Origin of the sequence: Micromonospora rubida (assembly GCF_009908295.1) — a bacterium.
GTDB lineage: Bacteria > Actinomycetota > Actinomycetes > Mycobacteriales > Micromonosporaceae > Micromonospora > Micromonospora rubida.
On sequence record NZ_JAAALO010000022.1, the window covers coordinates 1 to 25,935 of the forward strand.

The 25,935-nt window shown below is 63.6% G+C and carries 17 protein-coding genes; 8 read left to right on the forward strand and 9 right to left on the reverse strand.

Annotated elements, in window-relative coordinates; translation table 11 throughout:
• The first annotated feature begins 704 nt into the window (after positions 1-704).
• Genes dpdE through GVV04_RS31675 form a run of 8 tightly spaced genes read left to right on the forward strand, consistent with a single transcriptional unit; the run spans position 705 to position 18,086 of the window.
• On the forward strand, positions 705-3,974 hold the full coding sequence (dpdE, locus tag GVV04_RS31640; RefSeq protein WP_235967346.1) for a protein DpdE: 3,270 nt from the start codon (positions 705-707) through the stop codon (positions 3,972-3,974).
• Positions 3,971-6,520 carry a protein DpdF gene (gene dpdF / locus GVV04_RS31645; protein WP_161692678.1) on the forward strand — a complete coding sequence of 850 codons (2,550 nt, stop codon included), beginning with the start codon at positions 3,971-3,973 and terminating at the stop codon, positions 6,518-6,520. Before dpdE ends, dpdF begins: the two co-directional genes overlap by 4 nt.
• Positions 6,520-7,431, forward strand: a complete 912-nt coding sequence (locus tag GVV04_RS31650) for a hypothetical protein (protein WP_161692679.1) — start codon at positions 6,520-6,522, stop codon at positions 7,429-7,431. The genes dpdF and GVV04_RS31650 overlap by 1 nt, the downstream gene beginning before the upstream one ends.
• Complete coding sequence (gene dpdH / locus GVV04_RS31655; protein WP_161692680.1) at positions 7,424-10,450, forward strand: protein DpdH; 3,027 nt, start codon at positions 7,424-7,426, stop codon at positions 10,448-10,450. The genes GVV04_RS31650 and dpdH overlap by 8 nt, the downstream gene beginning before the upstream one ends.
• Positions 10,417-11,127, forward strand: a complete 711-nt coding sequence (locus GVV04_RS31660) for a hypothetical protein (protein WP_161692681.1) — start codon at positions 10,417-10,419, stop codon at positions 11,125-11,127. Before dpdH ends, GVV04_RS31660 begins: the two co-directional genes overlap by 34 nt.
• Entirely contained in the window at positions 11,124-15,578 is a 4,455-nt protein-coding gene (gene dpdJ / locus GVV04_RS31665) for a protein DpdJ (RefSeq protein ID WP_161692682.1), read from the forward strand. Before GVV04_RS31660 ends, dpdJ begins: the two co-directional genes overlap by 4 nt.
• 1 nt (position 15,579) lies before the next feature.
• The gene (gene dpdK / locus GVV04_RS31670; protein WP_161692683.1) at positions 15,580-16,095 is read left to right on the forward strand and encodes a phospholipase D-like domain-containing protein DpdK; all 516 of its coding nucleotides are present in this window, start codon (positions 15,580-15,582) and stop codon (positions 16,093-16,095) included.
• On the forward strand, positions 16,092-18,086 hold the full coding sequence (locus GVV04_RS31675) for a hypothetical protein (protein WP_161692684.1): 1,995 nt from the start codon (positions 16,092-16,094) through the stop codon (positions 18,084-18,086). The genes dpdK and GVV04_RS31675 overlap by 4 nt, the downstream gene beginning before the upstream one ends.
• A 118-nt stretch (positions 18,087-18,204) precedes the next feature.
• Here the strand turns inward: GVV04_RS31675 and dbpB (GVV04_RS31680) are convergent, their stop codons facing one another.
• The 9 genes from dbpB (GVV04_RS31680) to GVV04_RS32540 form a co-directional block, all read right to left on the reverse strand.
• Positions 18,205-19,362, reverse strand: coding sequence for a DGQHR domain-containing protein DpdB (dbpB, locus tag GVV04_RS31680; RefSeq protein ID WP_161692685.1), 1,158 nt, complete (start codon positions 19,360-19,362; stop codon positions 18,205-18,207).
• The gene (gene dpdA, locus GVV04_RS31685) at positions 19,359-20,603 is read right to left on the reverse strand and encodes a tRNA-guanine transglycosylase DpdA (protein WP_161692686.1); all 1,245 of its coding nucleotides are present in this window, start codon (positions 20,601-20,603) and stop codon (positions 19,359-19,361) included. Before dpdA ends, dbpB (GVV04_RS31680) begins: the two co-directional genes overlap by 4 nt.
• The gene (gene dbpB / locus GVV04_RS31690) at positions 20,600-21,736 is read right to left on the reverse strand and encodes a DGQHR domain-containing protein DpdB (RefSeq protein ID WP_161692687.1); all 1,137 of its coding nucleotides are present in this window, start codon (positions 21,734-21,736) and stop codon (positions 20,600-20,602) included. The genes dpdA and dbpB (GVV04_RS31690) overlap by 4 nt, the downstream gene beginning before the upstream one ends.
• Positions 21,733-22,659, reverse strand: a complete 927-nt coding sequence (locus tag GVV04_RS31695) for a hypothetical protein (RefSeq protein ID WP_235967349.1) — start codon at positions 22,657-22,659, stop codon at positions 21,733-21,735. The genes dbpB (GVV04_RS31690) and GVV04_RS31695 overlap by 4 nt, the downstream gene beginning before the upstream one ends.
• Complete coding sequence (gene folE2, locus GVV04_RS31700; protein ID WP_161692688.1) at positions 22,656-23,462, reverse strand: GTP cyclohydrolase FolE2; 807 nt, start codon at positions 23,460-23,462, stop codon at positions 22,656-22,658. The genes GVV04_RS31695 and folE2 overlap by 4 nt, the downstream gene beginning before the upstream one ends.
• Entirely contained in the window at positions 23,459-23,815 is a 357-nt protein-coding gene (gene queD, locus GVV04_RS31705) for a 6-carboxytetrahydropterin synthase QueD (protein WP_161692689.1), read from the reverse strand. Before queD ends, folE2 begins: the two co-directional genes overlap by 4 nt.
• Entirely contained in the window at positions 23,815-24,453 is a 639-nt protein-coding gene (gene queE, locus GVV04_RS31710) for a 7-carboxy-7-deazaguanine synthase (protein WP_201754471.1), read from the reverse strand. The genes queD and queE overlap by 1 nt, the downstream gene beginning before the upstream one ends.
• Positions 24,453-25,148, reverse strand: coding sequence for a 7-cyano-7-deazaguanine synthase QueC (queC, locus tag GVV04_RS31715; RefSeq protein ID WP_328822676.1), 696 nt, complete (start codon positions 25,146-25,148; stop codon positions 24,453-24,455). Before queC ends, queE begins: the two co-directional genes overlap by 1 nt.
• Positions 25,149-25,616: 468 nt before the next feature.
• Complete coding sequence (locus GVV04_RS32540; protein WP_201754472.1) at positions 25,617-25,844, reverse strand: tetratricopeptide repeat protein; 228 nt, start codon at positions 25,842-25,844, stop codon at positions 25,617-25,619.
• Positions 25,845-25,935: the final 91 nt, after the last annotated feature.

A 25,935-nucleotide genomic window follows, 5' to 3' on the forward strand; every position in this document is an offset into this window, starting at 1 on the left:
GGAGGCAGATCAACCTACAACTGGAAGATCGCCATGAACCAGTTCGACATCATGTTCCCCGGACGCCTGGACAAGGCATAACATCACCAACCAGGTCAGGCCCTTACACAAACGAACTGACAGGCCCGGCGGTGTGGCGCCGAGCGCGTTCGGCACGAATGAGGTCGGCCAGGTGATTCAGAGTCCGGCTGGACAGCGCGATCGCGGACGGGTAAGACAGCACAGCGAGGCTCCCGGTCGGGGCATCGGATCTTGGTCGACTGCTGTCTTGCCGGGAGCCTCGTCCTATGTCGACACGGGCTCCCCGCACCCACCATGACCAGCACCATCACGATGGAAAAGCCTCAATGACCGGCGCAGCCGGGGTGAGGGAGGTAGGTGCTGTTACGGCCAGTGCCTGGATGAGAGACGATGCCATCGGCGGGTGAGGTCTTCCTCGGAGTCGTGAAGCGACGCAACTTCATGATCACCGATGCAACCTCGCCCGCCCCTTTCGCCTCCAGGCCTTAAAATCCCTGGTCAACGACTCGTGGCTCGACTACGCAATGGCCCTGGTCATGATCGACACTTGGACCACTACCATAAGCCGCCGACCCACCGCATCCCACATCAACTGACCAGGCTAGTTAACGGACACTGACGGGGGAGGCGACTGTCACCCCGTGTCGATAACCTTGGCGGTTGTGACACGTAATAGGGGGCACATGTTGAAGCTGGACCGGCCCTCGCAGCTCAGTACGCAACTGCGGGTCGGCACGTTCGTGGCGCCACCGAGCGGCTACGGCATCGGGCGCGTGAGCGTTGTTCGTGACCTGCAATTCTGCGTCGACTACTTCGACTCGGTGTCGCGGCCGGTGGCCGCACAACTGTGGATCGAAGCTGCCTTGTGTAGGCGTCACCAGCTTGACAAGCAGACGCGCGTCTTCTGGCAGGATCCGGATACTGGCGACTGGCGCGCGGGTCGGATCGTGGGTAACGACGACGACTTCTACTTCGTTCGTCTTCCCAACTCGGAGTACGATCTTCGGCTGCCTGCGCACCAACTGCGGGTGCGCTGGGACCGTCCTGTAGATAATCCGATTGACGTGCTGCTGAGCGGCGGCAACGAGACTCCATACTTCCGAGACGCCCGGTTGCCGATGCTCCGCGATCTTGTTGCGCAGCGCGCGGCGTGTGCCAGCATCCCGGCTCTACTTTCGTCAGCGGTCGAGATCTATCCTCACCAGGTTCGTACAGCCCTGACAGTGCTTAGTGACCCTGTGCCCCGGTACCTACTGGCCGATGAAGTCGGACTCGGCAAGACCATCGAAGCAGGGCTCGTTATTCGTCAGGTGCTCATCGACGATCCCACGGCGCGCATTGCCGTACTCGTGCCCGGACCGCTACGCCACCAGTGGGCTCATGAGCTCCTCGAGCGGTTCTTCACCGATGACTTCCCCGAGGCGACTCTAAAGATCATCAGCCATGAGGCGCCCGAGCGGTGGAACAGCTTCAAGGGCTTTGACCTGGTCGTTGTCGACGAAGCGCATCGCCTCGTCGATGTAGACGACCAGGCGATGTCGCCTTATGCTGAATTGTCGGCTTTGGCCCGGTCAACTCATCGACTGCTGTTGTTGTCGGCGACCCCAATCCTCTGGCACGAGGCGACGCATCTCGGCCTGCTACATCTGCTCGACCCTGACGTATATCGCTGGGAGGACCGAGCAGGTTTCACTGAGCGACTCAGAACGCGTATGGACCTCGCAACGGCTGCGTACTCGATGGATGCAACCTTCGAGCAGTTCCTGCCGAGCGCGATCGACGAGGTGACCGCTCTGATCCCTGCGGACCCACGGTTCCGGACTCTAGCAGATGAGGTTTTGGCCATGCTTAATGACCAAGACGATCTCCGAAATCCGTCGATGCGGCCCGAACTGGCGGCGCGAGTCGACGCCCTCCGGGCTCATTTGGGTGAAACTTACCGACTGCACCGGCGGGTTATCCGTCACCGCCGGCACACCGTGCTACGCGAGGACACCGACGCATCGACACTGCCTTTCGCCGTCACAGGACGCGTGAAGCCGACGGTCGTGCCACTCAATGACGCTGCATCGGAACTCGGCCACGACTTGGTGCTCGCCTGGCAGTCACACGTGTCGAGGTGGCTGCGGGATACCGACGATCTCAGTCACGCTGGCGCTTACGGCCTTGCCCTGGCAGTGCTCGCTTCGCGCGCCGGCGGCAACCTCGAAGATCTTCTCGACGCCCTACGGTGGCGGTGGCATCACGATGGCGATGCCGCAGTGCGGGCAGCGTTGACGGCGTACGAACGCGAAATTCTCAGAGCCGTACCAATTGCTCCCGGCGAATCCGACCTCTCTGAGATGGTTACGGATAGCGACGATGACCTCGACGCGATGGTCCGCGCCGTACTGGACACCTACTCGACCCATGTACGGGTGGTCGCGTTCTGCGGTGCGGGCCAACTCGCCAGCAGGCTTGCGGGCGAGATACGCCATCACAAGTCCGTTATCGTCGCTGAGCACACGACCGTAGTCGGCGGCGAAGCGAGCCAAACCAGTGTGCGTGAGTGGTCCGCGAAGGGAGGCGTCCTGATCTGCGACGAAAGCGCAGAGGATGGTCTTAACCTCCAGATCGCCGAGGCCATCGTGCATTGCCGCCTTCCATGGTCGCCGAACCGTCTGGAACAGCGGCTCGGAAGGGTGGACCGTTATCACAACATGACCATCAGCGGGCCGGCGCGGCAGATCGTTCTGTCCAGCCCTGCCGGCGACTACAGCTTTGCTGGAGCGTGGGCCAGCGTGCTCGAAACCGGTTTCACTGTTTTCGGTAAGTCGATCTCCGCGCTGCAAGCAGGCGTTGAACGCGTTCTACCCGCTCTGTGGCGGGAGGGGTTGATCGACGGACCCCAAGCCATCCTCCGCCAGGCTCGAACAGTCCACGAAGCCCTCGTACGCGAGCAGAAGGATGTCGACACGATCGACAGCCTTGAAGCGATTTACGAGACTGACACCGGGCTACGAGACATCGCCGAGGCGGTTGGTGCCGTCGAACTGGACTGGCGCAAGATGCAGGAGGCGATCTGTGGCTATGCCGGCGATGGAAATGGTGGCCTTCGACTGTCGGTGCGCCGCTCCTCCTCCCCACGTGAGCCGCTGGTGCACTTTGGGTTGGGGGCAGCAGCCCCGCTGATGCCCCCGCGGTTGTTCGCTAGGGCACGCCACGTCAGCGAGCCGATGATGGCAGGGGTCTTCAACCGCACCGTTGCCTTGAGAATGCCAGGAACTCGGCTGTTTCGCGTCGGCAGCCCACTCGTGGACTTGCTGGCCAATGTCGTCAACATTGATGACCGCGGACAGGCTTCGGCTTTTTGGCGCCGTGGCCACGGAGACCCCCAGGTGTTCTTCGGGTTCGACTATCTGGTGGAGGCCGAGACAGCCTCTGCGGAGAAGGCACTCGAGGCATCGAAACAGGTGGCTCGAGCTCTTCGTCGGCAAGCCGATCGGCTGCTCGAACCGTTCATGCGCCGAGTCTGGATCAGAGTAGCCGCTGCGTCGGCGGTGTCTGAGCAAGGATTGCTCGCGCTCCTGGAGCGGCCCTACGACCCCCGTCGCGGCGACATCAATCTCAACACTGATCGCATCAAGCTGTTGCTCGACCTTTTTGGTGATCGACAGAAGTTCACGGACGCGTCATACGAAGCAGACGCGGCGGCGCGAGCGCATCTTGCGCGGTCGACTGATCTTGTCGAGCGGTGTGCCGCTGCCCGGGAACAGGCGATGCGGGTGCTGGCCGTTTCACGTGCACAAGCCCTTGCCAGGCATGCTGCTGGCCGCCTGCTCGGCGACACCGAGAGTTTCCTGGCCGATGTGAAGGTCGAGGAGCACCTCGTCAGCTCCCTTGCCGATCCACGTGTGAGCCTGGTGTCGGTCACTTGCTGCGTCGTGGGAGACCTGTCGCAGGGTGCCCGATGACCCGGGACGACCTGGCAACCGCTCAGCAGTTACTCGAAGACCACGGCGACGGTGCCGGTCAACAAGTTAGCGGGACCTGCCGGCGGCTTCGCGATGCGCTACGCGGCTCCGAGTCCGACGAGGCGGGCTGGTACGACGTCGCGGCCCTTGTTCGCCAGATCTTGTTGGAACAGCATGCTCGCACACAGTTTGCGGCCGATATTCGAGTCTCGCTTCGGTCGGGCATGCCAACCCGAGAACAGTGGGAAGCCGCAGGGTGCGTCATCATCGGAACGGATGGCGACGACCTGACAGTGGCAGCGAAGCCGTGGTTGCCCCCACATGGCGATCACGACGACCCATCGGCGATCACCGTTGAGGTCGAGGATGTCTACCGGGCCAGGCCGTACCCAGTTAACCGAGCACCGGCCGACCCCTTCTGGACTACCAGCTTGGGCCACTCGACCTATACATCCCTAGGGCAGCGGCAGGCCGCGCGTACGATCGCACTCGCCCCACCCGGGACGACGGCTATCGTCTGCCTACCCACTGGGCAGGGTAAAACTGACGTGATCCTCGCACCCATCATCGCCGCTGCCGATCAAGTCGGCGTATCCGTTGTCGTCGTCCCGACCGTCGTCCTCGCGATCGACATGGAACGCCGCGTTCGCGCCCTGGTCAGGCAATCCGGCATACCGGCGAGCCCAAGCGGCCACTACGCCTACTTGGGCGACATCGACGACGACATCAAGCAGTCGATTAGGGCAGCGATCCGCGACGGTCGCCAGCGAATCGTGTTTGCGGCCCCCGAGGCAGTCGTGACCGGGTTGAGCAGCGCACTACAGGAAGCAGCGGGGAGAGGCCTGCTCCGATACGTCGTCATCGACGAAGCGCATCTCGTCGAGCAGTGGGGCACCGAGTTCCGGCCCGACTTTCAGACAATGGCCGCACAACGTCTAGCTTGGCTGGCCGCCTCCCCTGAAAGTCGCCGGCCAATGACCGTCGCGATGAGCGCTACCCTGACCGACGACCAGGTCGCATACCTCGCCGCCCTCTTCCGGGGAGCGGAGACGACCGTTGTGTGGGCGTCGGCACTACGGAAGGAACCCGCCTACTACGTCCGTCGCTTCGCTAATCCGGACGACCGGCAAGCGGCGGTGCTCGACGCCCTCGGTAGGTTGCCCAGACCGATCGCCCTGTACGTGACCAAACGCAAAGACGTCAGCCAGTGGGTCGAGTTGCTCGCCGATCACGGTATTCGCCGCGTAGGGCATATTTCAGGTGAGTCGACCGGTGCACAACGCCGCGAGGTTGTAGAAGGTTGGCGTGGCGGCCCCGGAGATCAACCCACGCGCTTCGACGTCGTTGTCGGCACATCGGCGTTCGGCCTAGGCATCGACATGGCCGGTGTCCGGTCGGTTGTCCACTCGTGCATGCCTGAGACGATTGACCGGTTCTATCAGGAAGTCGGGCGCGCGGGTCGCGATGGGGCACCGTCAGTCAGCCTGCTTGCCGTGGCTCCGGCTGACATCCCCGCCGCCGCTGAGCTCTCAAGGCAGAAGGTCATCACGGCCGTTCGGGGCTGGACTAGGTGGGAGCGGATGGCAGCGGGCGCGGTCGCGATCACGCCGAGGATTCACCGAGTCGACCTCGACTCTTACCCCGCAGACATGGCCGACGGCGCCGCCCGCAATAGGCAGTGGAATATTCGGACCCTCAACCTCATGGCAAGATCGAATCTCATCGCACTACTACCAGCCCTCGACGAACGGACCGCGGACGCGTCAGGGGACCCAGGCGAACTGATAGCGAAGGATAGTCCCGTCAACGTCATCGACGTCGAGTTTTTTAGCGGCGACGCCAACCGAGAGTCCGCTTGGTTGGCCAAAGTCGCTCAGCAACGTTCGATTCTTGCGGATGCCCAGCAGAGGGCATGGGCCGCGATCGAGGAGGTTCTCGCAGACAAGCAGTGCATCGGTGCCACCCTCAGTGGCTACTACGGGGCGGAATGGCATGGCGGACGCCTCACCACCGAACTCAACTGCCGCGGTTGCCCCCACTGCCGGACCGATAAGCGGCCACGCCTCGACTCGGGACTACTCAGAACGGGACTCGAACCACATCCCGGCGTACACAGTTGGGCAAACCGCCTTGGCGACCCCCTGCGTGAGGTCCGAGGATCGTCCACGACGTTGTCGATCTACTGGCGCACACCGGATCAGTACCAGGACCAGATACCTGACCTAATGGCCAAGCTGGTTAGGCGTGGGCTATCGGTCGTGGGAGGCCCCGGCCTCCACAGAGCCATGGCCGCCTCGCTTCAAACCCAGACGCACCCAACTCCCGTGATCGTTGATCTCGATTCTGATCTGCTCGCCAGCTACCAGGGACCGTTAATTTGGTGGCTCGACAGGACGGCATCAGTCGATGCTGCCCTCCGCTGCCGGCTCCTTAGTGGGGATGTCACTTACCTCGTTCATCCGGAGTTCCCGCCTGGTGAGCGCAATCCTCTGACGGACTTCGACGCCTGCCAGATATCGGCCGCAACCGCACTCGGAGCGCTGTGATGACATTACTCAATGATCCAGCATCGGTGCCTGCGCCGATGTGGGCCGTCACCCGGGCACTTCTCTTCCTAGGCAAGCCAGTCCAGATTCAGGACGCGAAGGCTCTGATGAGCCCGGTGTCGTTGTTCGGTGATGCTACTGCCGCCGAGAAGGACACGACGTTCGAATGGGCGTATAAAACTCTCGCGAACTATGGGACCTTGACCGTAATCGACAACACACTGACGCTTGCCCCGGCGGCACAAGCCCTGCGCGTCGAGGACTACTCGCTCTTCGTGGACTTCTTGCGGGGCGCCATACTCACCGACGAGCGAAACAGCGGCCTCGCCGACAATCCTGATCTGCGGGGACCACGAGATCTCACCCGGGCGCTCGCCTGGTTCCTCGCTCGGGACCCCTTCGGGCCAGCCCTGAATTGGGACGAAGCGTCCGATGAGCAGTCACTCCGCCCCTTCCCCGCCCAGCCCAATGTCAAGCCATTCTCGAGCAGCTTTCGCTGGGATCGGTTTGTCTACTGGTCGATCGGTTTAGGATTCGCCGAGCCATCCGTTCTTGGCAATGATGGCCGCGCCAGTCGAATCATTCCCGACTGCACCGCTGCTGTCGGGCGAACGATTCGCCAGCTTTGGCCAGCCAAATCACGCATCCTCGGACACGAAGCGGAGGCGGCGTTGCTCCGAGCTCTGCCGGTGCTGCCCGGAGGGGCATACAGCCGCGAACTGGGCATCCCCGGACACGACACGCTGTCTCCAGCTCTGTCATTCGCGCTGCTCAGCGCGGCTGGCCGGGGATGGGTCGATCTTCGCCAGCACGATGACGCACCCCGCGACATTGTCCTGATTGACCCGGACACCGCCGCAGGTCGGCGACGCGTCACCGAACTAGTCGTGCTGGAGGAAATCGATGCCTGAGTTCGCCAGGTACGTCTGTTGGAGTCCCAACGGCGCCGCAAACCTCATCAGCACCGAAGCTGTCAGCCCCTCGCTGTCGGTGTTCATGGCCACCCATGCGCCGCTCAGAATCTTTCGCGCTCAAGTCGACGGCACCCACATGGATGATCTTGGCCGGGCGGTGGATGAGCAGAAAGTCCGCAACGACTTTTTGACGCGCAAGACACCCAACGGCGTGCTCCTCATGCCGATTGTCGGTGCCTCCGGCACGGGAAAGTCGCACCTCGTACGCTGGATCAAAGAGCAGACGCCGAGCGACAAGCGGCGACACGTCATCTACCTCCCGAAGCTACGAACTAGTCTCAAAGCAGTCGTCTCAGCCCTGCTCGAGCACGCTGAAGGCGAGCAATTCGACGCCCTACGGGCCGATGTCGAACGGGTCACATCGCAGATAGACGACGTTGGCCTGCAGAACCGGCTGCTTAATCAGTTACAAGAAGCCGTCATAGCTGCTCCCCCGCCGGACGGGCCGGCACGACGGCTTGTGCAACCTGACGGACTCGGCGCGCTGCTGCTCGACCCCCACGTTCGCCAGCATCTGCTGCAGCCACATCGCCTCATCCCCCAACTGGTCGCCAACCTCCTCGCCGACCGCCGAGAAGACCAGCCTGAACGGCCATGGACCTTCACAGTCGACGACCTGCCGACAGCCATCGACAATCCCGGCCACGCCTCACGGCAGGCTCAGCGGCTGCTGCAAATCATCACCACCAGACCCGAATTGCAAGTCGCGGCCGTAGACCTCCTCAACCAGAGCCTGTCCGCAGCCGTGATGAACGCAACGGTCGGAGTGGGACGACTGCAGGGCGCACTGCTAGAAATCAGGCGCCTATTCGCCAAGCAAGGTAAAGAAATCGTCTTGCTGATCGAAGACTTCGCGCTGATCCAAGGCGTCCAGCGTGACCTCCTCGATGCTGTAATCGAGGTCGGCGAGCGCGATGGCGTAGCAACGCTTGCGCCGATGAGGACACTAATGGCCGTGACGCCCGGCTACCTTTTGCAACTCGATCAGACGGTCCTGACCCGGGCCCGCGCTGCAACCCCACATGTTTACGACCTTGGCCGGCAGTTCGCTGACAAGGATGGGGATCAGGAGCCGCTGCTCTCCTTCGCCGGGCGGTATCTTAACGCCGCGCGCCTCGGCCGAGACAGCCTCGACAGTATCGCCGTCCGCACCGATGCCGACGTGCCGAACGCCTGCGAATCGTGCGAGATGATCTCGGCTTGCCACGCCGGCTTCGGTAAGACCGAACAGGGTCATGGCCTGTACCCGTTCAACCGAAGCGCGCTCATTCGTGCCGTTCACTCTCGGGGCCCTAGCCCGAAACCGGACAGTGTCAATCCACGCAGCGTCCTCGGCGAGGTCGTTCGCAACGTCCTTGTGGAGCATGCCGCAACTTTGCGCGATGGCCAATTTCCCAGCGCTCAATTCCGCGAAGAATACCCGCTGTCTTCAATCGACAGCTCGCTTTCCGGTGCCGTATCTCGCACCGTTGAAGACCTCGATCCTCTCGATTCGCTGCGACGGTCGCTCGTACTTGAGTTCTGGGGAGATGCGCCCACGCAGGTAATTAACCTGCCTGACGAGATCCACACGGCATTCGCACTGCCGCCAGTGGCGATCGACCCCAACGCAGACGACAGGCCCGGTCCGACGGTTACGAGCAAGGCGCCCGGGAAAGCTCGGACGGCCGCCACTGGCATGCCCTCGTCCACGGTGAAGGCGATGTCAGATATCGAGCGGTGGCTGACTCGCAACATAGACCTGGACCAAGGGACGGCTAACGAGATTCGGTTGATCATCAGCGAGGCAGTTTCACGGCGCTGCCAATGGGTGGATCCCATCATGGCTGAGCCGTCCGCCGCCGACATCAAGCGCATCTGGGCGCCGAAATCCACCACTGTCTCGATCATAGGCGCAGCAGCAGAGAACCTTTTCGGAACTAAAGACGCGCCGATCAAGCTGAAACGCACCGCGAGCAATTCAGAGTTCATGCAGGGGCTTCTCTCCGCTCGATCAGGCCAGATCCCTGGCAACGCCGAACATGTCCGGCGCCTAAGTGAGATGGCCCGTTCACACGCCCCCTCCCTCGTTCAACGTGTCCGCGACGATCAGGGGACCAGTGATGCGCAACTCATCCTCGGCCTTCGGGCCTCATTAATCGGAGCTCTGCTCGGCGGCCAAGCCTCGCCGACGATGAACGATGCACAACTGATCAATGCCGTTCTGGACGACGGCGGGGGTTGGGGCTTGAGCGATCGAGCGGCCCGAAGCGATGAATGGATCGCCGTGATGGATCGCCACCTCCAGTCTCGCAGTGCGCTCGTGTCGGTGTTGCGACACGCCTTCGGGTTCCGGCGGGGAACCAGTGGTGCCGTGCGCCTCATCGATGTAGCGCACCTACTGCCCCTCCTGCGTCTAGCGTCCGGCGACTGGACCTGGTCACAGGTTTACGGCTCCGAGGCACCCGATTGGGTAAAGGCGGGCGTACGCGGCTTTAGTCAAATGCCTGTTATCCTCGCGAATCAGGCCAAAATGTTTCAGAGTCGGGTGGAACGGCTACGACAGATGCTCCCCAAGAGCACCCGAGGTCGCGACGTCGTACGAGCGGTCGCTGGCGCGCTCGAGGCGGGGACAGCCATCGGGCAGGTACCGCAGGACGAAAAGGAGTTCCAGCGCGTACTCGCAGCGGCGGACGGCATCGACTGGGCAGCCATCGACCGGCTGGAACGAGGGCTGGACAGTTGGTCAGCGGCCGACGAGCCACAGAAGAACAATGCTGCACTGCTCGTGACTGGCCAGGACCACGGCCCGTCATTGAGCCAAGCCATACACTTCCTTGAGCTCACCGACACCTGGCTCACCGAAGCGCTGGCCGCCATCGCCGCCCGGGCGCGGGTTGTGGTTTCAGGCTCGGACACGGAGATTGAGAAGGTGATGGAAGAGTGGGAATCGATCCGCAGCCGCAAGGGCCAGTGACCGCTGTGTCCGTCCTGGACAAGGCGAGCCTGTTCCAGACTCAGGCGGAGGCGATCCACGCTGGGCGTTCAGAACGCCAGGAGATTGAACGGATCGCCCACCGCAGGTCCGAGTTGTCGACTGCGCTGCAGGCCCTGGACCGCGCGCTAACCATCACCCGTGGTGTAGCCGCACTCGAGGGGATCGCGCCATTCGACAAGGCGATCGACGATGGCTACGAGAAATTTCGCCGGAAGTTCACGCAGGGCAACTCCTCCAACGCCACGTTCAAAGCAGCCCTGACCAAGGTCCAAGGCGCCGCGGCACAGCGAGAAGCGATGGCCAAGCAGGCATGGGAGGCATGGGTCGGTGCACGCCTGGACGCGCTGCCAAGCAATCGAGACGCCCTGCTGTCGTCAGACGAACGCAAGGATGTTCGTGAACGCCGGGCTCTGCTCGCTAAGATCCGTACAGCCCTGCCAACGCCCAGTGACATCCGAGCCTTCGCTACCACCTACGAACTTCTTCTGGACACCCTTCAGCAGCAGCCGGAGCTGCCTAATGAGCTCATCGACATCCTCGATCGCCTATCGGCACGGAGTCCGCTGATGCTCTCCGACTTGTCGGATGACGACATCGCACTGCTGAGAAGCACACCCGTAGCTGAGCAGATCCAGCTACGCCGGAGGGATGCGTGACCTCCCCGCTGCCTCTGCCCGACCTTTCGGACCTTCTCGACGCACTAGAGGATCTGGAGCTTCCACTCCTCGCCTGGGGGGTCACCAACGGCGCCCTCGCCCATAGCGAGATCGTCGGCCTGATTGAAAATCAGATCGACACTGGCCACCTGGCGGCCCTCAACGCTCAGGGGGTGATCCAGACGCTGATCGAGCAGGGCTTGTTGTTCCGACTGCCGGGCTCATCTCCACCGAGGTATCGGACCCGCATGGCCGAGGCCCTCCGCCTGACCACACAATTGCGGCAGCTGTTCGTTCCGCGCGACGTCACGAACCCTCCCGCACGGTGGTGGGATCAAGGACGCCCGCTTGTCGCGGACTACCGCCTGCACGTCGCGGCACGCCAGTACCCGCGGCGCGATCTCCCGACCGATGCGGTGCTCGCCGAACTGGAGCAGGCAGCCCAATGGTCGACGGTGCAATCCGAGGTCGCCGCGGCCCAGATCGCGGAGCGACCGTTGGCCCGGTTCCAGGTGCAAGCAACATCGGCGGTGTCGATCGCGCTCAGCGCGATGGCTAACCGCGGTGTCATCGTCGGCGCGGGCACCGGCAGCGGAAAAACACTCGCGTTCTACCTGCCGGCGTTCGCCGCCATCGCTGAAGATGCACGACCGGGCCACCACCGGCTCCACACCGTCGCCCTGTATCCGCGTAAGGAACTACTCCGCGATCAGCTTCGGGAAGCGGTCAACGCGGCTCGGCAAGTCGGTGACGTGCTCGCCAAAAACGGACGCCGGCCACTGCGCATCGGCGCGCTCTACGGCGACACCCCCCGCAACGCCGAGGACCGGTTCCTCCTGACCGGCCCGGTGACTGCGAGGTCATGGCAACACAATGGCGCCGACCGGATCTGTCCCTTCCTGCCCTGCCCCGAATGCGGCAGCGACATGGTATGGCCGGAGGCAGATCGCACACGGCGTCGCGAAGTGCTGGCCTGCACCAATTGCTCCTGCCGGGTAGAAGATCAACTGGCCTTGACCAGGGATTCTCTCTGCCAGCGGCCCCCGGACCTCCTGTTCACCACCACCGAAATGCTTAACCGAAATGGCAGCGATCACAACCTCGGGCGGCTGTTGGGTTGGCAGGGTGGCGGGAAGACGCCGGCGCTGGTCCTGCTCGACGAGGTTCACACCTACACCGGTGTCCATGGCGCGCAGGTGGCGCTGCTCCTGCGTCGTTGGCGGCATGCGGTGCGCCGACCGGTGACTTTTGTCGGCCTGAGCGCCACCCTGCGCAACGCCGAAACGTTCTTCGCGGAACTGACCGGCCTTGAAGAGATCGCGGTCGACCACATCGAGCCGCAGCCAGCAGACCTGGAGGACCTAGGACGCCAGTACTCGATCGCGCTCCGTGGCGACCCGGTGTCCGGCGTCAGCCTGCTATCGGTGTCAATCCAGACCGCGATGCTCTACGCGCGGATCCTCGACATGCCCGGCCGGGAACGCCTGTTCGGGTCACGAGGTTTCATCTTCACCGACGATCTCGACGTTAACAACCGGTTCTACGACGACCTGCGCGATGCCGAAGGCGCCGGGCCGCGGTTCGCCCGTGGTCGACTCGGCGGGCACGTGCTGGCCGGCCTGCGGTCGCCAGACGCTCCGCAGTCGTCAGCACGGTTCGACGACGGTCAGTCGTGGGACCTGGCACGAATGATCGGCCACGCGTTGTCTCCCCTGGCCGATTCCAATGGCCTGCGTGTAGGCCGCACCACGTCGCAGGACTCAGGGGTGGACCGCGATGCCGATGTGATCGTCGCTACCGCGTCGTTGGAGGTCGGTTTCAACGACCCACGGGTGGGGCTGGTGATGCAGCACAAAGCTCCTCGTGACGCGGCTGCCTTCATCCAGCGTCAAGGCCGGGCAGGCCGACGCCGGGAAATGCGTCCGATCACCGTCGTGACATTGTCGGACTACGGGCGAGATCGCCTGGCCTACCAGGCATTTGACACGCTCTTTGCGCCCGAGATCCCGCCACGGCACCTACCGGTCGGCAACCGCTACGTCCTCAAGATTCAGGCGACGCAGGCGCTGCTGGACTGGCTCGGACGCAAGCTCACCAGTCGTAGCCGGCGCATCGACCCGCGAGTGGCCTTGAAGGCGCCAGCGCAGCCCAAGCCCTCGACAGATCCCGACAAGCCGCTGATTGACCTCCTCGACGAATTGCTGGACAGCACCGGCCTGCAGGACGAGTTGGCCAACCATCTGCGCAACGCCCTGCGAGTCAGCAATGACGAAGCCTCTGCGCTGCTGTGGGAACAGCCCCGCGCGCTGCTGCTCGGCGTCGTGCCTACCGCCCTGCGCCGCCTGCGCAGCGGCTGGCGCCCGAGCGTCCGCGATCCCGGCGCCAGCCAGGGCGAACTGCTGCCCGAGTACATCACTGCAGCCCTGTACGACGCCCTTAACGTCCCAGAGGTGTCCCTGACGCTGCCATTCCCTCGGTCTGAGCCAGAGACGCTCTCCATCGAACGTGCCCTGCGTGAGGCGGTGCCCGGTCGTGTCAGCCGCCGCTACGGCCACCGCAACCAGAACGACCGCACATGGCTGCCGCTGCCAGGCCCGCACGCCAGCGGCTGGCTTGACGTGGAACTGTTCGCGCCGGCCTACGCACGCGAGGGACAGTGGCGCACACCGGCCGGTCTTGTTGAAGTAGTGCGGCCACAGGTCATCTCACTGTCGGAGCCGCCAACCGACATATCCGATCGTTCCCAAGGCACGCCGCAGTGGATCTCCGAAATCCTGGTCTCAGCCGCAGGCCCGATCGCCGGCTCCATTCCAAACCCGTCCACCTGGGCCCGGAAGATCACCTCAGTCGGATTTGCCACCCACGCGGCCGGCAACCCGGCTACCACCCGCCGGATGACTCCCGGGGCGCAATGCGAGACAGTCACGAACAACGGCCAGACCACCAGCTCTCAAGTGCGATACCGAATCGACGGCAGCCCAGCCGCGCTGGGCTTCAGCCTCGCCGTCGATGGCCTTCGGATCACCGTCGCACCGCTTGACGTCGCCGACGCTGCCGTCTTCGCACATTTGTCGTCGCCGGCTTGGCGGCGCATAGCATTCACCACTGCGGTCCGGGAGGACCCCAGCCTCAACGAGATCGCGAACATCTTCCAACGCGACCGCCTGATCGCCGTCTATCTGACGGCTTTCGTCTTGGCAGGCATCGACGGCACAAGGGCACCGCAGCAGATCCAGCAGCAGTTGACGAACGGCGCATGGGCGCAAGACCTCGCCAATATCCTCCAGATCCTCTACCGCGACACCAGCGGAACAGGCGTGGCGATCCCACCGCAGAAACTGATCAATGCTCTTGAGGACCTCAGCCGCGACACGAGCGTCCGAGCCTGCCTCGACCGGCACGCGGAGTTGCTGTGGACCACAGACATAGCCGCTGACACCACCAGCCTCGCCCAGCGCTGCTACCGCGACACTCTCGCCGCTGCGATCCTCGCCGCCGGGCAGCGCGCCTGCCCCGACGCCCAAGACACCGACCTCATCGTCGACGTCGTCCCGCCGGTCACGGCGGACGGTGACAGCACCATCTGGCTCACCGAGACCACGATTGGCGGTCTCGGCGTCGTGGAGCAACTCGCCAGCTACTACGCCCGCGACCCCCGCAGATTCTGGGGCCTCGTCGACAGCGCGCTGGCGCCCAGCGACCTCGAGTATGTCGACGCCACCCTCACCCGCCTGCTAACCCACGTCGTGGAAACCCCTAACGGCCTTGCTGCTAACGCGATGCGCGAACTCCGCGACGCGCCCTCGTCGGCCAACGCCCAAGCAGCCCTCGCCCGCCTTCGGCAGGCTTGGACGGACCTGGATGGGAACCCGCGCCACGGCGCGGTCGCCGCATTGTCCACCAGACTCCTGCGACGCGGCAGCGACGCCAACACCGACCGGACAGTCCAGGCGATCATGGTCGCGTGGACAGACATCGAGCAGCGCCTCGGGATCGAGATCGATGCACAGATCATCGCCTACGCTGTCGCCACCGGCAGACTCAACCTCTCCGGCCCCGGCACGTCCATGAGCGCCGACCAGGTCTTCAGCATGTTGTGGCCGCGGGGGAATCCGGCCCGAGTGGCTCACCTCGATCACTACCAGCCATACACAGAGCCTCCCATCCTGGACAGGCTGCTAGCCGCGGCCGTCCATTATGAACTGCTCTCCACCATCGATGTGACTGCCAACGGCTGGCAAGACTTCTACCGGGCGACACTCGGTGTGCACAACGCGGTCGAACTGGTCGCCGACACCACCCGCAGCGAGGACCTTGCCGACGCCATCCGACAGGTGGCGGTGATTTCCATCGATCGTGACGTCCTGCGGATCCACGGCGAGGTCACGGGCTTGCGGCGCTTCGGCGCTGATCTACGGGCGCGCATCGAACTACGAGCGGCGGTACAGTGACATGTCCGACCGCTTGATCCGCACCAGCGGCACGACGGGGATCTCCGCTGAGCCAATCCTTACCACGATCCTGGTCAGCGAACTTCTCCACCCAAGCCCCGAGTTATGGCTCGTCTCGCCTTGGATCAGCGACATCGACGCGCTCGACAACACCCGTGGCGACTTCGACACCCTATTCCTCGACCCGGTCGCTCGCACCTACTCACTGTCCCAGGTGCTGGCCCAACTAACCCAAGCCGGTACGACGTTGAACGTCGTGTCTCGTCCTGACGATCACAATCGGACCTTCCTCGACCGGTTGCGCCGCCAAGCCCATGCGGACCACCTCAACATCGTCGACCACCCCGACGTTCACGAGAAGACGTTGTGCGGCAGACGGTGGCTGCTGACCGGGTCCATGAACTTCACGGCCCGCGGACTACTGGTCAACGACGAGTCCGTGACATACCGCACTGACGAGCAGGCCGCCGCTCACGCACGAATGGATTTCAACCACCGATGGACGGTCCGGCAGTGACTAAGCCAGCGCCCGAACGGATCGACGCCTTCATCGCCGGATTCTTCGGTGAGGGAAACCTGGTCGATCCCGCTGAGGACCCGACAACGAAGGCCGGGCAACGTCTCATCCAACTCCTGCAGGCGTTGCGCCAGCCTTCCGACATCCCGGTCGTTCTGCCTCGCAGGGCACCGGACCGGCCAGACCACCTGTCCGCGTACGTGATCGCCTGGGATCCGGCACACGCCACCATGGTGTCGGAATTACTGATGGCTTTTGTCGGGCCGACCTACAGCTACTTCAATGGCCTGCCGGCCGCTCTGAACGCCGCCGATCCAGTCGACCAGGCAGTCATCGACCTCGTCGGCCCGGACACCACGTTCGTCTTGCGCAGCCCTACACCGCAGCACGAAGGCAGAGCCTGGGCAGCGCTAGGCCAGATGCAGAGCACCGTCGGGCGTCGTGGAGTACGCAACTGGCACATTCCCAAGCCTCTCGGCAGGCTGCTGGGTGAATTCGAGGTCTCCCTCGCTGCTGGTGACAACACGTCGTCGGCTGCAGTTCTCGGTCAACTCACCGCCACCGGCGGACTTGGCGGCGCCAACCTCGCTCACCTGCGCATAAAGCGTCTGGCGAAGATCGGCCGTGATGCCGATCTGCTCCAGTTGCCTGAATTGGCCGACGTCCTCGCCGCAGACCCACCCGGACCTGTCCGCGACGCGATCCTCGCCGCCATTTATCACCAATCGCTGGCTGAGGCGCTGAATGCCAACGACATCGAAGCTGCCAAGACCAGCCTGACCGCCAACGGGGCTGTGCTACCGCGCAACCTGCGGGGCACCGTCGGGGACCTCAGCAACGATGCGCTCTGGGTCGTCCTGCTAACCGCGCACGTGCGTGCGGACCACGACACGGTTCGCCTTCTGCTGGACGATTCCGACATCCGAATACGCCTCGACCGCCACCCGAATCTGGTCGCAGCAGCCGCAAGCGTGTTACCCGAAACGCAAACTGTCCTCGCCGACCCGGCGATGACCCAGGCCACGCCCAACATCGACTCGTGGGTCTCGCTCGCTCAAGCGCAAGCGGCTGGCGTTCCAGCGGCAGCTGCCGCGTTGCGTGAGGAAGCCTGGCACGTTTGGCCCCAGCCTTACACGGTGGACCAGGACATGGCCGCCGTACTCACCGGTCTGGACAACGCGCAGGCAGAGCGTGCCTGGCAGATGCTCGGAGCATTCCTCGACGCCGACGACCTCGGTCACCCCGCCCCGCGTACCGCAGCCGTCTATATCGAGCTCGCCCTCGTTCACAACTGGCTCAGCCCCGGCGACCTGGCCGGGATCGTCGCACTGACCGAGACGGTTCTGCGATCAAGTCCAGGTAGCGACACCTATGCTGGACTGCTCGACGATCTCAGCGCCGAAACGGAGCGCTGGGTCGGACCTGATCGAGCCCTTGTCGCCCTGGACCTCGCTGACCTTCTGGTGCGCATGCCGTGCCCCGACTCCGAAGCGCGGCTACGCCTCGCGTCCAGGCTCCTGACGCCGCTGGCGGTCCACTCCAGCCGCCTTGACGTCGACCTACGGATGTTCGCCGAGCAACTCGACGCCGAACTTGGCACCAACCTCATCTGGCAGCCGACACCTGCAAGGGCCGACGAACCGTCTACTGGGCCAACTCTCGCAGACGTCCCGGCACTGAAGGTCCTTCTGTACTCCCTCGATGAAGCCGCGCTCAGCCGGGCCCGCACCGCGTTGCGCGACCTAGCACCTCAGACCTCGATCCACGCGGCCTCAGACCACGTCGGGTCGCCTCAGTTGAAGCAGCACGCCCAGCACGCCGACATCGTCGTGATGGCAACTCGTTGCGCCACGCATGCCGCGACGGGCTTCATCCGCGCCAACACGGCTACCGGCACCATCATCACCGAGGCTGACGGCTGCGGCTCCGCTTCCTTGCTACGTGCCGCAGCCGGAGCGCTACAGACCTGGCAGGCGGTCAACAACGCCTGACGCGCCACGGCACCGGCTAGCATATTGACGCTCCGGGCGCTGATCGAGACCGTGGAGATACGGCTGCTCGATCAGCGATCCGAAGAGGGCGAAGAGGTGTGGCGGCGGGACTAGCGCGTTACTGGTGACCGCCCACTCGCTGACGGTATCGGCCGATGAGGAACTGCTGCATTCGGGCGATGTCTCGGCTGGTGTTCTCTACCGCGTTCCAGGTGCGCGGTCCGTCTGGAAACGGCCATATGCCCTCGGTCCAGTGACAGTCGTCGGCGATGGCCTTCAGATCCGCGGCGAACTCGGCCTCGGTGGTGATCTGGTCGCCGCCGCCGCGGGCATGGGCGATCTCGTCCATCAGGACGCCCATGCCGAGGATGCCCACACCGTGCATGAGGCGGGAGCGCCGTGGCGGGATGCCCCAGGCGTCGGGGAAGACCTGGGAGACCGCATTCCAGAAGTTGTGCAAGATCGACAGCATACGATCGAGGTTCGCGTCGGTGTTGTCGCCCCGGTACGGCCACAGCGCCCCGTTCTCGAGACTGCCTTCCAGCATCCGCAGCATCGAATTGTCCTTGATCAGACCTTTTGGGTTCGTCTGGGTCTGGATCATGCAGTATAGCGGTGACTCTTGCACGTAGTTGAGGTTGGCGACCAGAGTCGCCGGCAACTGCCGGATCATCAGGGACGCGGGCAGGGCACCGGACGCTTCGGGCAGCAGTTCGTGGATAAGGCCCTTGGGGAGCGCTTTGGTTGAGTTCACCAGGATGAACTGGGACCGTTGGTCAGCGTGCGTATCGGCGATGAACGCGGTGACGAACACCGGAAACTCGTCGAGATGTGAGTCTCGGATCGCGGCGGTGCGCTGCTGCCCATCGACGATGAAGCCAGGCTTCTCATGCTCCTCGGCGTCGGCGATGACTGGAATGATGATCGTCCCTGACCGGACGAAGTCAGGCCGTTCTTCATCGGTGGACTTCTTGCCGCGGAACTGGACGGTGCCGTCAAAAGCGACCACGATGGCGTTGGGCAGCATCGGTCTGGGGTCGGTTTCGAGGTAACGACGGATCGCCTTGATGTGTGTAAGGTTCTCCGGCCGCTGGTATCCGTGCAGGTTGATGCCGTCATCGCGGCGGATGCGCGACACCGTTGCGATGTCCGGCAGCTGCTTGCCGTCGATGGCGAAGGTGTAGACGATCCGGTTGCCTTGGTTGATCTCCAGCGCGGGCAGGCGTAGAAGCCGCCGGCGGCCAGACCGAGAAGAGCTGTCGGGGGCCTGCGTCACGTTGGGTCCTCTCCGAGTTGAGCACGCAATCTATTTCTGAATACGTACAGGTTATGAAAGCCGCGCCGTTTATTGCGCTCGGTTCCGCGGAAGACCGCGATCTCGATTCCTTCGTTGCAGCACAACGGGCAATTGCAGTCCCGCCACGGCATGTCCTGCAGGGTCCTTTGGTAGTCGGCACGCCGATCGACATGGGGATCGATTAATGCGCTGTATTCGTGGACGGCGGCCACCGTATCGTCCACGGCAGCTAGGCCTGCATCGTATTCGCGCAGCAGCCGCAATGCAGCTCGCTCCAGTTGGATCGCCCTGCGCTGGTCAATCTCGCCGGCAGCGATCCGTTTGCGCAGCGGGGCGTTGCCTTCCACCTGCTTGACGCGGATCGCCACATAAGTCGATCCAGGGGTGTAGTAATTGTCGCGGTCGTCTTTGAAAGACTGCAGGAATGGTGAGGTGCTGTCGAAGCTCGTCACGCCATGCCCAGCGAACGCTGGGACGTTGTCGCAGCGACTGATTCCCAAGAGGTGCAACTGCGTGCTGGGATCGCGAACTTCATCAACCGCGGCGAGGCAGGCCAGAATTTCGGGGGTCTTATAGGGGACCATTCCGCCCATGGCGATACGCCGGTAGCCCATGCGCTGGAGCGCGGCCACCGACTCGGCATAGGAGCCTGGGCTCCAGCCCTGCGCGACTCCAAGCGGCTGGAACCTGACCTGGCGATCCTTGCACTTTTGCCAGAATTCGTTGGCCAGCGTCAAGGTGAGTTCCTGGCGGGCGGCCCATCCGCGCACTGTCTCACTATTGGGATCAACAGGAACAAGGGGTTTCATATTGAAGACGATATGGTCGACGGAGATGCCGTAGTCAAAGTCGTTGCTGCCGTAAAACTCGATAACCTCATCGACAGTAAATGGCGGCTCGGGCAATTGGTGATAGGTGAACGCGCCACAGTCGCCCATGATGTCAAGCGGCCCGTGGACATGGTCGAGGCGGAAAAACCGGCGGGCGCCTTCCCGGCGGAGCCGGTTGCGCTGCGCCCCGGTGTACTTTCCGCCCGCCCCACTGGAGTAGCCGTCGACGATTGACTTCGCGACCAGCAGCCCGTGGAACGGCGGCGGGTCGAAGACCTCGTGCGCGTAGAGATCATCGCGCTGGCGGACTCTCATCGGATCGCGTTCCTCGGTGACGAAGTCGAAGCCGGGGTCGATCTGGTCTTGACTGTCGGGGAAGAAGTATTTCATGGTCGTGCCGCCCGCACGTCGATGTAGACACGGACGAGGTAGTTCGACAGAGTCTGGATTTGCCCCGGCACGTTTTCTACCGCATCCCACGCCAGGTTGATCTGGTCCCAGGTGCCGGAGGTCCATCGGCAGTAGGGCGCGATGAGGTCGATCTCCTTGCGGATTTGCTCGGCGGCGTCGGGGCGGCGCGGGTCAACGATCGACAGCACCCGGTCCATGAGTCGACCCATCGCACGGATGCCCGCGCCGTGCATGAGCCGGCTGTCGGTGGCAGGCTTGCCCCACGCCTCTGGGAATGCGTCACGTACCGCCGACCAGTACATGCACAGGGCGTGATGGATGCCGTCGGTGTCGATCTCGTTGCTCGTCAAGTTCCGATACGGGTACAGGCAGCCCGCTGCGGCAGTAAGGCTTTCTTGGATCATTGACACGATGCTGTTGTCGGCGATCACCGCGACGCGTAGAGCATCGCCACGGGTGGAAGCCCGTTTGATCATCTGGTGAAAGGGGGATCGTGGATCGTGGTTGAGGCGGTCGCACACCAACGACGGGGCTTTGCGGACGCTGAGCCGCTGTGGCAGTGGCGCGTCGACTTCCGGCAGAAGCTCCGTGACCAAGTTGGGTGGGAGCGGGCGGGTGTTGTTGACCCGAACGAACTGATCGCGTTGCAGGCTGACCGAATCGGCGACAAACGCGGTAACCGGCACCGGGAAGTCGTGACGCTCGGCACGCGACAACGCGATCGCGCGCTGCTGCCCGTCGACGATCCATGCAGGCTTGGCTTCCCCCAGGCCGGCGAGGGGCAGGGTCAGGGTGCCCGAGGTGGCTAGTCCATCGCTCGTGCCTGGTCCGCGGCTGCGAGTAAAAGTCGCTCGGGACGACAAGGCGAGAATAATGGCGTTGGGGAAGATCACCGGACCGCTGTTGAGGTAGTCGATGATGTCTTGGACGTGACCGCGAACTTCGGGCCGCTGGTAGCCGATCAGTTGGCTGGCGTCGTTACGGCTGACCCGCGACACATCGGCGATTTGGAGAACCTCGGCCGCAGTCAAAGTGAACAGGTACAGCGGATGCCTGTCGATCTGGTCGATGCGCAGCGCCCGGCGCTTCAACGCCGTAATCTGGTCGGTCATGCCCGGTGCACCTTGCAGACGTCACGGTGCAGGTCAGCGAAACGATGTTGCTCGCACGATCGACCAGTGGCCCGCAATTGGCGCAGTAGGTGAGTAGCGCTGGTGTGGGCGTGCCCGCGAATGTAGTCGGCGACCTCGGCGTCGGACATCTTCTGCCCGACGGCGCGGGCCGGCGGAGGATTGACCGGCGCGGCGGCCACCGCAGCAGTACGCAACTGAGCGCGCCGCGTTCCATCGCCGTGTTCGAGTAGGTATCTTGCCGCCCGGACATTCAGGGCCTGCAAGCTGCCGCCAACCGTGTGTCGCAGCTTCGCGGTGACCGGAACAAGAATGTCAGCGAGTGGGGCGTGCGCGGCTGATGGACCGATGACCGACAGGGTGTCGCGGTCGAGGAGTCTGGCAGCTGCGAGGAGATCTTGGGCGCACGCACGCTGGTATGCCTCCGACAGCACGGCAATCACGGTTGCAGACTTATCGGACGCGACCAACTGCTGGAACGTGCGAGGCTGGCCTGCCGCAGGGCCGACCCAATCCCCGAGCCGCCGCCACCAGTCGCTGACCTCAGAAACCGTAGGCCCGACCGCGTCTGCGGCGGGAGCGGAAAACGTGGCGGCGTAGGCGCAGATCTGGGCGTCAGCGGGGATCAGGCCATAGCCCGCAGACGCGATCCACAGCTGCACACTCTTACCGATAGGGGACGCGGCGAGTTCCCGAATCACTGTCCAGTGCTCGCCGGCATAGGCGTCGATCGCCGATGTGCGTGCCGAGTCGGAGCTGTCCAGTCGGCCAGACCAGGTGGCGAAGCGATCCGCTGGACGCTGCTCGGTGATCGAACGAAGGTGCAGGTCCGCAGGCACGCTGTGGCGCTTTCGATTGGCGCATGTCACAACGATGTGCAATGTACCCTGCCGCTCACCGGTCATGACTGCGGCTCCCTACGGGCTGACCAGAATACCTGGGCGAAGGCGACGTGGTTGTGAATGCTTTCGTCGTTGACGACCCGAACCTGGCCCCGGCTGATTCGTGGCTCGTCCCGCAGGGCGATCACCACGTTGCGGGACATGTCCTCGACAAAGACTGGGTTGTCGTGGGCGGCCATCGTCACATGCCGCTCGTCTGGGCGTTTCAACAGCGCGTACAGCGGCGACGAGCCGCATTGTTCGGCGACGGCGATCAAGTCGTCGAACCACAGCCCGCTGTCATGGCTTGTCAGGTCGACATCGATGGTGACCCGGCCCCGCTGGTTGTGGGCGCCGTAGTCGCTGATCGCTTTGCTGCAGGGGCAGACGCTGGTCACCGCGACCTCCGCTCGCAGTGACACTTTGCCGCCCGAGGGGCCGCCGCTGGTGGCGGTGATCGTGCACGGGTAGTCCATGAACGATGCCGCGCCAGTCACGGGGGCATTGCGCTCCAGGAAGTAGACGAACGCGGCCGACACTGCCGCGGTTTGCGCGCCCATCCGCTGGCGCAGATCGTCGGCCATCAACAGCATGCTCGCTGCATCGAGTTCGTCGCGCCAGGCGTGTAGGACCTCTACGAAGCGGGACAAGTGAGCGCCTTTGACTCGGGCCTCGACGTCAACGGCCATGGTCATGCTGGCAACCACGTCGCGCTTATTGCCTTGGCCGTCGCAGATCAGCACGGGGTAGCGCAGCCCGTCGATACCGACGGTGTCCAGTGCGATGCCGCGCTGGTCAGGTAGGGCCTGCACGTCGATGAGGGTCATCGTTCACCTCGATAAACACAGCCGGACGTGCAGGTCTCTCGGACGATGATCGCTGACAGCGGCAGCGCGTTGATGAGTCGGTCCCACGTCCAGCGGGCTAGGTTTTCGCTCGTCGGGTTTTCCAGGCCGGAAATCTCGTTGAGGTAGTAGTGGTCCAGTTCCGCGATCACTGGTTTGACGGCAGCCTTCAGATCACCGAAGTCCATAATCCAGCCCATCGTCGGGTCGACCTCGCCTGCGATGTGAACCTCGATGCGGTATGAGTGGCCGTGCAACCGGGCGCATTTGTGTCCGGCAGGCACCTGGGGCAGTCGGTGGGCTGCTTCGAAGGTGAACTCGCGGAAGATTTCCATCATGCGATCCCGAGATACTTGTGTGTCTGGAGGCTGAGTTGCCACTGAGGGTGTTCCAGGCAGTACGTGACTGCCGCCATGGTGTTCGCCTCGCGTTGCGGGCCGTCCATAGGCTGCAGCAGGAACTTGCCGAACTCAAGGTGTTCGAACTGTTCGGGCATCGCCTCGGGCTGGGGGTACACCAGCTTCAAATCATCGCCGGTGGTCAGGACGAGCTCGGCGCCGGATTTGGGGCTCACACAGATCCAGTCGATGCCGGGCGGTGCTGGCTGGGTGCCGTTGGTTTCAATCGCCACCTCGAACTCCTCGGCGTGCAAGGCGTCCACCGCGGCGGCGTCGAGTTGCAGGAGCGGCTCTCCGCCGGTGCACACCACATACCGACGGGCGCGCGGGTGCTCGACGCCCTGCCATGCCTTGGCCACTGCGGAGGCGAGATCGGCCGCAGAACGGAAACGGCCCCCACCCTGGCCGTCCGTGCCGACGAAGTCCGTGTCGCAAAACTGGCATATGGCTCGATGACGGTCGCGTTCACGTCCGGTCCACAGGTTGCAGGAAGTAAAACGGCAAAACACGGAGGGGCGTCCCGCGTGGCTGCCTTCACCCTGCAATGTATAAAAGATCTCCTTGACCCGGTACATCACTGTGCTGCCGGGACCATCGACGGATCGGTCAAGCCCAACTCGGCGAAGCCGCGTATGCGAAGCAGGCATGAATCGCAGGTTCCGCACGCACGGTCTCCGATTGGCTCGTAGCAACTGTGCGTCATCGCGTAGTCCACGCCCAAAGCGAGTCCTCGCTCGATGGTTTGGGCCTTCGTCAACGCGACCAGCGGCGTGTGGATCTTCAGTTTCTGCGTTCCTTCCACTCCAGCCTTGGTGGCGAGGTTCGCCATCTGCTCGTAGGCGGCGATGTACTCGGGACGGCAGTCCGGGTAGCCGCTGTAGTCGAGAGCGTTGACGCCGATAAACACGTCCGATGAGCCAATCGTCTCAGCGAAAGCCAACGCGAAGGACAGGAAGATCGTGTTACGCGCTGGCACATAGGTGACCGGAATCTCAGAGCCCAGCTCGTCGGCGCTGTCGTGGTGTGGGACGGCGATGGTGTCATCAGTCAACGCAGATCCGCCGAAGACTCGAAGGTCGATGCTAGCGACTACATGCCGCGGAACATCGAACGCCGCCGCGACTCGAGCGGCTGCGTCCAGTTCAACCGTGTGTCGCTGTCCGTACTGGAAGCTCAACGCGTAAGGCTCGAAACCTTCGGCGCGGGCTACGGCCAGCACAGTCGTCGAGTCGAGACCTCCGCTAAGCAGGACAACCGCTTTCTTCTTCACTATCAAAAACTCCTGACGCTGAAAACTGTGTCGTCGTTGCAAACTGCATGTACGTAGTTTTACCGGTGTGCGGGCGACGTTACCTCACAAAACTGCACAGATAAAGTCCGCCGCTCGTACCGCCATCGGCGATCTTGAGCTTGACAGACGTCAGGACAACCTCAGCGCATGCCCGATACACAGAGTGACTTATGTGGCACTCAGGGTGCCTTCTGGCCGTCTTGACGCCTGAAGCTCACTTGGTCCAATGACCTGCGATTGCGACACTGGGCCCCGTTGGGTCTGATGCCCCTATGTTTCCAAGGGGTTCGTGGGGTCTGATCTGCTGGGTTGGCTGGCGGAGCAAGTGGTAGACCTCGTGGGCGATGTAGCGCTTGAGGCATCGGGTGGCTGCTTCGCGGCGGGTCAGGCCTTGGCTGCTGCGTCGGTCGAGGTAGTCGCGGGTGCGGTGGTCACCACGTGATCGGGTCAGGGCGATGCGGTGGAGTGCGGCGTTGGCGCGGCGGTCGCCGCCTCGGTTGAGGCGTCGGCGGCGGGGGAATCCGGGTGGTCGGGGCCGAGCACCCGAAGCTGGTCGGTGAGAAGTTTCTCGAAGGCGGTGACCGCGCCCGCCGCGTCCCCCGTCTCACCGCGCCAAAACGCGAGGCTGCTGCGGGTGGTTGAGCCACCCCCGCTTTCATGGAGCTTCTTGATCATGGTCTGATGGCCGTGGGGGAGGAAGTCGTCCGTGGCAGCACCGAAGAAATACCCCGACGAGCTACGTCAACGCGCTGTGCGCTTGTACCGT

Excerpts from the sequence above, each read along its gene's own strand:
- dpdE (WP_235967346.1), top strand. The coding sequence starts at position 705 with ATGTTGAAGCTGGACCGGCCCTCGCAGCTCAGTACGCAACTGCGGGTC.
- dbpB (WP_161692687.1), bottom strand. The coding sequence starts at position 21,736 with ATGACCGACCAGATTACGGCGTTGAAGCGCCGGGCGCTGCGCATCGAC.
- GVV04_RS31695 (WP_235967349.1), bottom strand. The coding sequence starts at position 22,659 with ATGACCGGTGAGCGGCAGGGTACATTGCACATCGTTGTGACATGCGCC.
- dpdH (WP_161692680.1), top strand. The coding sequence starts at position 7,424 with ATGCCTGAGTTCGCCAGGTACGTCTGTTGGAGTCCCAACGGCGCCGCA.
- queD (WP_161692689.1), bottom strand. The coding sequence starts at position 23,815 with ATGGAAATCTTCCGCGAGTTCACCTTCGAAGCAGCCCACCGACTGCCC.
- dpdA (WP_161692686.1), bottom strand. The coding sequence starts at position 20,603 with ATGAAATACTTCTTCCCCGACAGTCAAGACCAGATCGACCCCGGCTTC.
- dpdF (WP_161692678.1), top strand. The coding sequence starts at position 3,971 with ATGACCCGGGACGACCTGGCAACCGCTCAGCAGTTACTCGAAGACCAC.
- GVV04_RS32540 (WP_201754472.1), bottom strand. The coding sequence starts at position 25,844 with ATGATCAAGAAGCTCCATGAAAGCGGGGGTGGCTCAACCACCCGCAGC.
- folE2 (WP_161692688.1), bottom strand. The coding sequence starts at position 23,462 with ATGACCCTCATCGACGTGCAGGCCCTACCTGACCAGCGCGGCATCGCA.
- GVV04_RS31650 (WP_161692679.1), top strand. The coding sequence starts at position 6,520 with ATGACATTACTCAATGATCCAGCATCGGTGCCTGCGCCGATGTGGGCC.
- queE (WP_201754471.1), bottom strand. The coding sequence starts at position 24,453 with ATGTACCGGGTCAAGGAGATCTTTTATACATTGCAGGGTGAAGGCAGC.
- dpdK (WP_161692683.1), top strand. The coding sequence starts at position 15,580 with ATGTCCGACCGCTTGATCCGCACCAGCGGCACGACGGGGATCTCCGCT.